The following is a 9,885-nucleotide window of genomic DNA, read 5'->3' as shown; positions in this document are numbered from 1 at the left end:
CACTGTAGCAGTACCAATATACAACCCCCAAACTCAACGCTATTTAATAGAAATGGCAGCCTTAATAGCTCAACATGAATCTGGGAAAATTTTACCCTTAGCTATTACTAAAGCTCATGTTCACATGGATGATCCACATTTAGGAATATCACTAGAGCAAAGTCAGCAAAGATTAAAAGTGGCTGAAGAAATCAGTCAGGAATTTAATGTAAAAGTATCAACAGCAATTCGGATTGATGATGATATCGCTTTGGCTATTAGCCGCACTAGTCGAGAACAAAATGCTAGTTTAATAGTAATGGGTTGGTCTAGAACAACCAGTTTACGCGCCCGTTTGTTTGGTAATGTAATTGATAGTGTTTTTTGGTCTTCGCATTGTCCTGTGGCAGTTACACGCTTAGTAAGTAGTCCCACAACAATCCAGAGAATTATTGTTCCAATTGGAGATTTAAGACCTCAAACTATCAGCGCTTGGCGGTTTGCAGAAATGTTGGCTGATGTGAACAAGGCGGAGGTTGTACTATTACACGTTTCTAATAGCAAAACTCCCTCTAATTTAGTAGAACAATTTACTATTCAATTGTCTGATATTGTTTCTAAAAGTCATTTACAGGTGAATACAAAAATTCAAATCATTATAGATGATGATGTTGCGAAAGCTATAGTCAGGGAAGCACAAACTTTTGATTTAGCAGTTTTGCGTTCTGTCCGTTATCGTACCACAGGCGGGTTAGCCGTTAGTCAAGTGACAACTCAGGTGATTGAAGAGTTAACCGGTTCTATTGTTTTACTGGGAGAAGCGCATCTTTAGATTAGTGCAATTATGCAGGTCTATTGGCGATCGCTATAATTGTGGATAGAGAAACTTCGGCAAAATAATCTTGCTGAAATTGTTCTTCGCGGATGGCTGCTAAAAATCTTTCTAAAGCGGCATCGTTAAAGCCTTCTGAGTTCATGCTGGGATGCCAACTAATGTGCAAATCACGGTCTTGTCTTGTGACTGTGAACCCCAAAGATTTTAAAGCTTCGATTCCCCAAAATAAAGTTTGGTCACGGATGCCGAGTTTTTCTACAAGTTGGAAGCGGGTAACTGATTGATTTGTGCGACTCAGGTATTTAGCAATACCAACTAAAGTTAGCCAAATTTCCTGGGGTGGTTGATGATTGGGTTTAGACCAAGCGATCGCTAATTGTTGATTATTATAGAGACATCGCTTTAATGATACACGTAAATCATCCCAGTTCGTTGGACAATTTTCCATCAAAACTGCTGAATGCTGATTTTTTAGTTCTGAGTATTCTTGATTTCGCCAATCTAATATAATCTGACTAGAAACGCCATTTATCGCGTCTGAATTCTCCACAGAACGCACAGCAATTAATCTAATTTCATAGCGTTTTTTAAAGGTATTATAATCTAGTTCGGCAATGCAATCACATCTACCTACAGGCAATTCATCTTTATAGTGTCCCCACCAAATCCCAGGAAATCGGCTTTTAGTAGACTCATCTCGAATATCAAAATCAGTTTTAATGTACTGCACCTTTTTGCCTTTCCAATCTTGCTGATTGCGATGCCAAGAATTTTCAAACCAGCAATTTTGAATTAGCAGTTTTGGCACAGGGTTTCCCATTCCGCAAGGTTCCAGAAGTTTGAGTTCTAAAAATAACTCTTTGCCTAAATTGGCGACAGTTACTGTTAAATCTGCTTGCACAGTGGGAGTGAGATTTGTTCCCCCTAAAGATTGCCGTAACTGTTGATTAATCGCCTCTGTAAATAGCGGAATATTTTCTACTAATAAACTCAAACCTGCGGCAAAGGGATGTCCACCAAAGCTATGTAACAAATGTTCTTGCTGTTTGACTAATTGGTATAAATCCACCAAATTGACAGAACGGGCAGAACCACGGGCTAAGAGGGGAGTAGGGAGTGGGGAGTAGGGGGTAGGGGTAGTACCTTGTGTTCGTCCTTCTGTACTCAATAAAACAGTGGGACGGCCTGTTTCTTGGGCTATTTGTCCAGCTACTAAACCTAATACTCCGGCTGGCCATTGTGTATCTTCTAAGACAATAACGCTGGTGGTTGATAAGTCTATCTGAGCAAGTTTTTGTGTTACTTGTGCTTGGACATCTTTTTGTAAAGACTTGCGGCGGGTGTTGGCGAGTTCTGTAACTTCGGCTAGTTGATGACAATGTTTAAGATCCCGGCTAGTTAATAACTCTACGCAAAAACGAGCATCACCTTGAATGCGACTCACAGCGTTAATACGTGGCCCTAAACCAAAGGAAATATCTGTGGGGCGATCGCCATTTTTCTGACATAATTCTAATAATCGCCCTACCCCTGGCCGTCGTCTAGTTGTGACTGGTTGCTGAAAGTCGGCTTGCAATCTTTGAATACCTAATTGCGCTAAATACCGACAGTCTCCACTTAACTGCACCAAATCGGCAATTAATCCCACTGCGACTAAATCATATAAATCTGCTAAGGGATTTTGGGGAATATTTGGTAAGGTTAAATAAAGAGCTTCAATTACTTTAAAAGCTACTGCTACCCCAGAAAGATGAAATAACTGATGTTCACTTGGTAAATAGCGGGGGTTAATAATTGCCGCAACTGGTGGACGTTGTTCTGGTAATGTATGGTGGTCTGTAACTATGACATCTATTCCTAATTTTTGAGCATAAATAATTTCATTAATATTGGTGCTACCTGTGTCGCAAGTTACTATTAATTTACAACCTTGTTTTTGTAAATTATCAATTCCTAGATAATTGAGTCCGTGGGATTCTTTCAGGCGATTGGGGATGTAATAAGTTAACTGGGTATTTTGCTCAAAAAACTGTCCCAAACCATCCCATAAAACAGCAGTGGCGGTAATTCCATCCGCGTCAAAGTCTCCCCAAATGGCAATTTTTTCGTTGTTATTTCGTGCCTGTTGCAGTCTTTCTATGGCTAACTGCATTTCTTCGCCAAATTCAAATGGGCTGGCTGGTTGATAAGTTTTATAGTCGGTAAAGACTGCTAGTTGTTGCTCGTCTTTAATTCCTCTTTGCCATAATAATTGCGCTGCATATAATCCGCTTGATGCTGGTGTATACTGTTTGACTATTTGGATGAACCAGTCTGGTGGTTTTTCGGGTGTTTCTATAATCCACTGCATGGAGTTTTTTAATAATTAAGTTATGCGAAATTACCTGAAATTATTGAAATGAATAATAACAAACCGCAAAGGGCGCAAAGTACACAAAAAAAGAATGAGAAAAGAAGGAGAAATTTTTACAAATAAATTTCCTATCTGTGTTCATCTTTGGTTAATTATTTTTTGCCATTTTACAAACGATATTTATTATTTATTCATCATTTATTTGAGTTTCATTTACCAAAGGATTGAGAATTACGTCATTAGCAATTCCTTCAGGTTTACGGGCGCGAATTGCTGGACGAGTGCGCCTATAACCAGCTCTTTCGGCTTTTTGATGTTCGTAATCAATTAGTCTGCCATAATGTTCATGTTTGCTTAAATTCATTGACAAGAAAATGTGCTGGCGGATATTTCCGAATCCTTTGCGGTTAAAAAATTTGACGGCTGGATTGTTGGTGGGATCTGTATCTACTAGCATGAATCGCGCCCCATCTTCAATCATCCGCGCGATCGCTTTATCAACTAATTTATCTGCTACTCCCCGACGCTGAAATTTTGGATTCACAGCTAACCACAATATGTAACCATAAGTCCAGGATGCTTTGGTGATGATAGTTCCTAAAATAAACCCGGCTAATTCTCCATCTGTTTCCGCAACTAAACAATATTCCGGATCTGTATTGTACAGTCCAATTACTTCCCATTCATCCCAGGTACGATATAAATAAGGATATAAATCACTGGTGAATAGCTGTTCACCTAAGTGGTAAACGGGTGAAATATCATCTATCCCTAATTCACGAACATAAATTAAATCAGTTTCATCAAAGCTTTTCATATAATTCTCTATAATTCAGAAAGATACTTCTTGAATATCGGCAAGATTTGGTAAATTCTTTTGATGTTCTGGGCTAACTTGACTACGTTCACAACGTGTAGCAAAATGACAATAATTACAGTCTTGACTATTTTCTGGTACTTGGGGCAATAGTTGATTTTTTTGATAGTCTGCCAACCAATGTGTTAATTTATCCAATAGTTGATTAAGTTTTTTTGCTGTCTGCTGATGCTGGACATTATCATAATTAAATGTAATTTTTTGCGGTTGACTTTCAGACTGAACAAACCAGTAAGTCATAGAAATATTTTTGGGCAAATAGTCGCTTGTCTCAGCTAATACATACAAATAAAGACGTGTTTGCCAATTTTGTTCTAACTTGCGTTGATTTGGTGGTTTAGGATAGGTTTTCCAGTCAAGAATTTGGGCTTTTTGACTATCTGTTATGAATAAATCATAAACAACCGTCAACAAATAGTCTTGAGTTTGCAGGATGCGATAATGTTCGCTTTCACGGAAAGTTTGGGAGTCAGTTGGCGTTAAAATCTCTGGTGCTGCATTGCTAAAACCTGACATCCAGCTTTTTAGTTGAGTATCCGCTTCTAGGAAACTACCTATTGGTAAACCCATTTCTCGCTGTTGCATCAGCAAGTGAAACTGACTACCCAAAGTCTGGTGTTCTTCGTGTTCGGGATTTAAAGGTGTGTTGAGTTGTTCTAAGTAAGTGTGTTGAAATTTACGCGGACAAGCTTCTAGTAGGTTGAGATGTCCTTGAGATAGGCGTAATAGTGGAGTTGTTTCTGACAGCATTCTTTTATTTTAGAACTTACGCAAATAACCTCTCAAATTTTCATGGCTCAGTAAACTCTATTCCTGGTTTGAGGGACTGTAGACGCGTAGCGGCTTCTCGCAGAGTAGTCCCTATTACCAACTAAAGAGAAAAAATAAAAGGTGGAAGGATGAATTTTGCCTTTTCCTTCATCCCTCTACCTTTTTATGTACCTGATGCTTATTTAATGTTAGCCCGTGCGTCCCTCACTGCGGCAAAGAAAAAGAATCCTGTGAGGGGAATGCTCAATCCAAGGATAATTGCAGTTACCTGAACACCTAAATCTGGTTGTCCAGAGGTAAGTTCAAACACTGAACCGACGGCGGCGATCGCTGTTATGCAAGAACCACCCAGAAATAAACCGCTTTTTGGAGTTAAATACACTATATGTCCCCTATGCTACTGGTTTCACGGCTTGATAAGAGAAGCCATTTTTAGATAACTCCTGAGCCAAAGTCAAAGAATTATCCACACGATCTACAAATACCACGCCTTTGAGGTGATCCATTTCGTGTTGAATGCAGCGCGAGAGTAAGTCCGTAGCTTTGAGGGTTTTGGGACGGCCGTATTCATCTTTATAAGCAATTTCTACGGCTTCGGGACGCTTGACATCTAAATAAACGTTAGGAATGCTTAAACACCCTTCTTGGGCAACGCAGACTTCTTTACTCATCTGTTTGATTGTGGGGTTAATCAATACCAGTGGTGGATTAGCTGGGTTATCTGGTTCACAATCGATGACAATTAGTTGTTTATGAATTCCCACTTGAGGCGCAGCCAAACCAATGCCATCGCTACTGTACATAGTTTGCAGCATTTCGCGCACCAATTGCCGAATTTCATCGTCTACTTTTGCAATCCGTTTGGCATCTTGACGCAGCACGCGATCGCCTAGATAGTGAAGTGTCAAGGGCGGATTTTTTAACTTTTTTTTCTCGACAGCAATTTCAGAGGGCATGATGATCAATGACTAAGTTGTGAAAATTCCTACTATTTCAATTCTATCAATCTCCCATAGCCCCCTGTGGAGATGGAGAAATTCACCTGAATATAAATTTCAATGGAGAAATATATAACGATTATCAATGCAATTTAGATTTTGGGGTGGTGCGTGTTTAAATTTTTGACCAAACTTGACTATTTGCTCAAAGAAACTTTCCTCGGTTTACTGCGGGGCGGTTGGATGAATTGGGCGGCTATCAGTACCGTCACAGTGTTATTATTTCTATTTGGTTTGAGTCTACAAACTTCTTGGCAAGTAGAAAAACTCCTGAATCAGTTTGGTAGCCAGTTAGAAGTATCAGTTTATCTGGCTCCAGATACACCAGCCCACAGTATTGAGCCATTTATCGCCCAAATGCCCGATGTCGTAGGGATACAAACCATTACGAAAGAACAAGCTTGGACTAAGTTAGTCGAGGAATTAGGCATTGCTAATATTGATGGTGCGACCCAAGAGTTAGGGGATAATCCTCTAGTTGATGAGATTAAGGTAAAAGCTCGTAATTCTGAAGTTGTCCCAAATTTAGCCACTGAACTGGTTAAAATTCAGGGTGTGGAAACTGTGCAGTATATAGATGAAGCAGTTAAACGCGTTGCCCAATTGCACCGGGGTTTAAATTGGATTACTTTGACTATTACAGTGATTCTCACTTTAACTGCGATCGCAGTCACTACTACCACCATTCGCCTAATTGTCATGGCGCGACGGCGAGAAATTGAAATTATGCAACTGGTAGGGGCGACATCTGCTTGGATTTATCTACCGTTTATTTTACAGGGAATTACTTTCGGTTTAGTTGGTGGTGCGATCGCTTGGAGTTTCATTTCTTTAATCGAACAGTTTATCAGTCGATCTTTAGCGAATCAACCAGATTTTATTCAATTTATTACCAATGGTTTGCAACTTAGTCCCGCACAGGCTTTACTATTACCTTTAATCTTATTAAGTTTCGGTGCAGTGGTAGGATTAATGGGCAGTTTGTTTGCTGTGCGGCGGTTTGCGAAGAATTAAAATATAGCAATCAGGACTTAATGTATGGCAACTCAGTGGGAATCTTTACTGCAAAATCTCGGTGAATGGCAAGGTTCATTTACCCGATTCTCACCCCAAGGCGCACTTTTAGAAGATATCAAAAGTGTGGTGTCTTTGTCAGGGTTGGAAAATAACCAGACTATCCGCCAGATTGTCAGCCGCCAAGGGCAAGAAGATTTAGTTTTAGAATACAGTTCTGTGGCTAAGAGTACGCTATTTTTTGCCAATGGTGCTTTTTCCCAAGGTTCAATTCAGTTAGCACCATTTACAGAATTTGGGGCGGAACTCGGTTTAATTCATGAAAATCGCCGCTTACGTCTGGTACAAATATTTAATAAAACTGGTCAGTTAGATAAAATAACTCTGATTCGAGAATATTTAGCTGGAACTGAACCAGTAGAACGCCCATCGGTACAAATAGATGATTTATTGGGAGAATGGCAAGGTGAAGCTGTAACGATATATCCAGATTGGTCTTCTCCAAATCATTACGCTACCAATTTAAAATTACAATTAGATAATACTGGGCGATTAATTCAAAGTTTAACTTTTGGCGATCGCACAATTACTTCAACTGGTACTATCCAAGATTCAATTATTCACTTTGACCAAAATCCCCAAAAGCAGGTTCAAGTATTACTCCTCCCTGATGGTGCGTCTGTCACATCTCCGTTACAAGTACAGTTGCGTCAACCTTTATTTTTAGAAGTTGGTTGGTTAATTCAGCCTAACTTGCGCCAACGCATGGTTCGCAGCTACAACGATAAAGGCGAATGGGTGAGTTTAACATTAGTTACAGAAGAAAAAGTTTAACTTATAGCTTCTCTAAGTCGTCTAGCGTCATTTCAATGAATTGGCGTAGTTTGCTAGAATCAATTTTACTAGGATCAAGAAAAGTAACGAGAACTTGAGTGCGATCGCTCAAGTCTTGGGGTAACTCAGTAAGTTGAATTTTCCCATTTTGATAAATGCCTTCGATGGTTTTTAGCATGAATTGTTATGGGGTTGTCAATTGTGAGCAACTTCGCTGAGTGCTTCTTGAATTACTTCATCACTCACACCACGTCGCTTCAGACTCGCAACTAAAGCAGAAATACTATCCCCATCGAACCTTTCTAAATCCGTCCGCAATCCCTGACCGATATAAGCTCGGATCAACGGTTGATAACCGGAAAAACCCAGTAATGGAGCAATTCGCTTTAAATCCTCAATCACATCTTCAGGAATCCGAATTGTGACACTATTCATAGGACGGTTGCGGTCTAAGCGTTGTTTTAAATCTTCAACTTTCATATTGTTCACGCTCCTGGCGCGTTGCTTTACGTGCCGAAATAATCCGAATTACGTCATTATCAGGCTCAATATGAACCACATACAGTAGATTCCATCGCCTATCCAATCCAATGACAGCATCTCTTGCTTCATCATTACGACTAGCATCAACAACTACCAAAAATGGGTCAAAGAATACCTCTGCGGCTGTTTCAAAGGTAATACCATCATGCTTTCCGGAATTTTTCTGAGCTTTTTCCTCATTCCAAACAAATGTGATGCCACATAGCACAAAATGTACGTCCATACCCTTTAGTGTAGATTGAACGTATTTACAGTGTCAATACATATTTAGCATTAAGCGCTCAATTCATGTTCTTCAAGCATTACCTTTACACTAAATCACAACTACGTTGCAACGCTTCCTTAAGTAAAGCCTGATACTCATCATCCCGAATACCGTAAGCGCCAAATCTTTCCAAATGGGGATTCATCATTTGAGCATCAAATAGTACAAATTGCTTTTGGCGTAACCGTTCCACCAACTTAACCATAGCCACCTTCGAGCCTTCACTAATGTGGTAAAACATCGACTCACCAATGAACGCACCGCCAATTACCAGCCCTAAAATCCCCCCAGCCAGTTGATCACCTTGCCAAGTTTCAAAACTATAGGCGTAACCATTCTGGTAAAGTAACCAGTAAATCTCTTGTAATTCTCGTGAAATCCAAGTAGTTTCGCGATTAGCACATCCAGCTACCACACCCTGAAAGTCACGGTTAATCGCCACAGTAAAACGCTCTTGATTGAGAACACGCTGTAACGACTTCGGGTAGTGAAATCGCTCATCCAAAGGAATCAAAGTGCGATCGCGACTTCCGTACCATCCCAGGCCTGTATGATCATCAGCCATGAGAAAATAACCTTGAGCATAACCCCGAATAATCGCAGCGATATCATATTGCATAATTAAACAAACAAGCAAAAAACCCCAGAAAAACACCCTCAGCGTACCTTTGCGTTTCCCTCAGCGTACCTTTGCGTTAAAAAAAAGATGACTGAAGCAATTCCACCCATCACCTTACCACCATCCAACAACCCCCATCTCGAAGGAGAATGGTTGCAACATTCCTTATTACGGTGGCTAGACACAGAATTTTTACCAGAAATAGTCAATCAAAAAATCGCCCAACGTGCGGCACAAATCTTTGTCCGTCAACGCATGGAAGGAGAAAACGACCTGGGATCTCTAGTTATAGCAATTGTTACAGAGATGCAGGCATTTGATTTTTCCAAAAGTTTTTATGGAGAGTTTGCGATCGCCAACGCCGTCAGCGATCTACTCTTAGACAGTCTAGGTATAGACCGTTGTTGTGGAGAATAGCTTGGCTGTGGTCATTAGTTATTTGTCTAAACTAATGACCAACGACTACCAGCTAGACTTAACCACACCAGGTAAAAGACCTTGATGCGCCCATTCCCGTAGTACGTTCCGAGATAGCCCAAAGTCGCTGTAAACACCTCTAGGACGACCAGTTACCCAGCAGCGATTGCGGTGACGAGTCGGCGCACTATTCCGGGGTAGCTGTTGAATTTTCCGGTGGACTGCCAACTTATCCAAAGGAGAATCAGCGTTTTTGAACTCTTCCAACAACGCTTCTCGCTTGTCAGCATACTTTTCTACCAACTTGGCGCGTTTTTTTTCGCGCTCAATCATACTCTTTTTTGCCATAAATTCTCTAACAGATTTAAAGACAGCATTTT

General features: G+C 40.3%; 14 protein-coding genes. 4 read left to right on the top strand and 10 right to left on the bottom strand.

From position 1 onward, the window contains the following. A partial coding sequence (locus VB654_RS01895) for a universal stress protein (RefSeq protein WP_323211672.1) occupies positions 1 to 811 on the top strand: 811 nt, incomplete at its 5' end. Between the two features lie 10 nt (positions 812 to 821). Here VB654_RS01895 and recJ read toward each other — a convergent pair. The 5 genes from recJ to def form a co-directional block, all read right to left on the bottom strand. After that, positions 822 to 3,164, bottom strand: a complete 2,343-nt coding sequence (gene recJ / locus VB654_RS01890; RefSeq protein ID WP_323211671.1) for a single-stranded-DNA-specific exonuclease RecJ — start codon at positions 3,162 to 3,164, stop codon at positions 822 to 824. Between the two features lie 190 nt (positions 3,165 to 3,354). After that, the gene (locus VB654_RS01885) at positions 3,355 to 3,984 is read right to left on the bottom strand and encodes a GNAT family N-acetyltransferase (protein ID WP_323211669.1); all 630 of its coding nucleotides are present in this window, start codon (positions 3,982 to 3,984) and stop codon (positions 3,355 to 3,357) included. Between the two features lie 15 nt (positions 3,985 to 3,999). Then, positions 4,000 to 4,794: a PD-(D/E)XK nuclease family protein gene (locus VB654_RS01880; protein WP_323211667.1), complete on the bottom strand. Its 795-nt coding sequence runs from the start codon at positions 4,792 to 4,794 to the stop codon at positions 4,000 to 4,002. Between the two features lie 199 nt (positions 4,795 to 4,993). Then, positions 4,994 to 5,197 carry a hypothetical protein gene (locus VB654_RS01875; protein WP_323211666.1) on the bottom strand — a complete coding sequence of 68 codons (204 nt, stop codon included), beginning with the start codon at positions 5,195 to 5,197 and terminating at the stop codon, positions 4,994 to 4,996. A 10-nt stretch (positions 5,198 to 5,207) separates the two neighbouring features. Then, positions 5,208 to 5,771: a peptide deformylase gene (gene def, locus VB654_RS01870; protein ID WP_323211664.1), complete on the bottom strand. Its 564-nt coding sequence runs from the start codon at positions 5,769 to 5,771 to the stop codon at positions 5,208 to 5,210. Positions 5,772 to 5,924: 153 nt separating this feature from the next. Here def and VB654_RS01865 point away from each other — a divergent pair, with 153 nt between their 5' ends. Together VB654_RS01865 and VB654_RS01860 are read left to right on the top strand one after the other, a co-directional pair. Continuing rightward, a complete protein-coding gene (locus VB654_RS01865) occupies positions 5,925 to 6,827 on the top strand; it encodes an ABC transporter permease (protein WP_323211662.1) in 903 nt (300 codons plus the stop codon). A gap of 24 nt (positions 6,828 to 6,851) precedes the next feature. Further along, a complete protein-coding gene (locus tag VB654_RS01860) occupies positions 6,852 to 7,661 on the top strand; it encodes a DUF3598 family protein (protein ID WP_323211661.1) in 810 nt (269 codons plus the stop codon). A 1-nt stretch (position 7,662) separates the two neighbouring features. On the opposite strand, the gene VB654_RS01855 is transcribed toward VB654_RS01860, so the two are convergent. The 4 genes from VB654_RS01855 to aat form a co-directional block, all read right to left on the bottom strand. Next, entirely contained in the window at positions 7,663 to 7,839 is a 177-nt protein-coding gene (locus VB654_RS01855; protein ID WP_323211989.1) for a hypothetical protein, read from the bottom strand. A gap of 17 nt (positions 7,840 to 7,856) precedes the next feature. Next, positions 7,857 to 8,141, bottom strand: a complete 285-nt coding sequence (locus VB654_RS01850) for a hypothetical protein (RefSeq protein WP_323211660.1) — start codon at positions 8,139 to 8,141, stop codon at positions 7,857 to 7,859. Then, positions 8,131 to 8,427, bottom strand: a complete 297-nt coding sequence (locus tag VB654_RS01845; protein ID WP_323211659.1) for a BrnT family toxin — start codon at positions 8,425 to 8,427, stop codon at positions 8,131 to 8,133. Before VB654_RS01845 ends, VB654_RS01850 begins: the two co-directional genes overlap by 11 nt. Positions 8,428 to 8,512: 85 nt before the next feature. Next, a complete protein-coding gene (aat, locus tag VB654_RS01840; protein ID WP_323211657.1) occupies positions 8,513 to 9,088 on the bottom strand; it encodes a leucyl/phenylalanyl-tRNA--protein transferase in 576 nt (191 codons plus the stop codon). Between the two features lie 87 nt (positions 9,089 to 9,175). Here aat and VB654_RS01835 point away from each other — a divergent pair, with 87 nt between their 5' ends. Then, the gene (locus VB654_RS01835) at positions 9,176 to 9,505 is read left to right on the top strand and encodes a hypothetical protein (RefSeq protein WP_323211656.1); all 330 of its coding nucleotides are present in this window, start codon (positions 9,176 to 9,178) and stop codon (positions 9,503 to 9,505) included. 45 nt (positions 9,506 to 9,550) lie between these two features. Here VB654_RS01835 and rpsN read toward each other — a convergent pair whose 3' ends face one another. Continuing rightward, positions 9,551 to 9,853, bottom strand: coding sequence for a 30S ribosomal protein S14 (gene rpsN, locus VB654_RS01830; RefSeq protein ID WP_323211655.1), 303 nt, complete (start codon positions 9,851 to 9,853; stop codon positions 9,551 to 9,553). Between the last annotated feature and the right edge of the window lie 32 nt (positions 9,854 to 9,885).

The sequence above is a fragment of the Nodularia sp. UHCC 0506 genome, assembly GCF_034931045.1.
In the GTDB taxonomy this organism is placed as follows: Bacteria; Cyanobacteriota; Cyanobacteriia; order Cyanobacteriales; family Nostocaceae; genus Nodularia.
This window is presented reverse-complemented; position numbering and strand designations above follow the sequence as displayed.

What these genes read in the sequence shown, in the direction of transcription:
- VB654_RS01880 (WP_323211667.1), bottom strand. Translation starts at nt 4,794, where the DNA reads ATGCTGTCAGAAACAACTCCACTATTACGCCTATCTCAAGGACATCTC.
- VB654_RS01855 (WP_323211989.1), bottom strand. Translation starts at nt 7,839, where the DNA reads ATGCTAAAAACCATCGAAGGCATTTATCAAAATGGGAAAATTCAACTT.
- VB654_RS01850 (WP_323211660.1), bottom strand. Translation starts at nt 8,141, where the DNA reads ATGAAAGTTGAAGATTTAAAACAACGCTTAGACCGCAACCGTCCTATG.
- recJ (WP_323211671.1), bottom strand. Translation starts at nt 3,164, where the DNA reads ATGCAGTGGATTATAGAAACACCCGAAAAACCACCAGACTGGTTCATC.
- aat (WP_323211657.1), bottom strand. Translation starts at nt 9,088, where the DNA reads ATGCAATATGATATCGCTGCGATTATTCGGGGTTATGCTCAAGGTTAT.
- def (WP_323211664.1), bottom strand. Translation starts at nt 5,771, where the DNA reads ATGCCCTCTGAAATTGCTGTCGAGAAAAAAAAGTTAAAAAATCCGCCC.
- VB654_RS01860 (WP_323211661.1), top strand. Translation starts at nt 6,852, where the DNA reads ATGGCAACTCAGTGGGAATCTTTACTGCAAAATCTCGGTGAATGGCAA.
- VB654_RS01845 (WP_323211659.1), bottom strand. Translation starts at nt 8,427, where the DNA reads ATGGACGTACATTTTGTGCTATGTGGCATCACATTTGTTTGGAATGAG.
- rpsN (WP_323211655.1), bottom strand. Translation starts at nt 9,853, where the DNA reads ATGGCAAAAAAGAGTATGATTGAGCGCGAAAAAAAACGCGCCAAGTTG.
- VB654_RS01835 (WP_323211656.1), top strand. Translation starts at nt 9,176, where the DNA reads ATGACTGAAGCAATTCCACCCATCACCTTACCACCATCCAACAACCCC.
- VB654_RS01885 (WP_323211669.1), bottom strand. Translation starts at nt 3,984, where the DNA reads ATGAAAAGCTTTGATGAAACTGATTTAATTTATGTTCGTGAATTAGGG.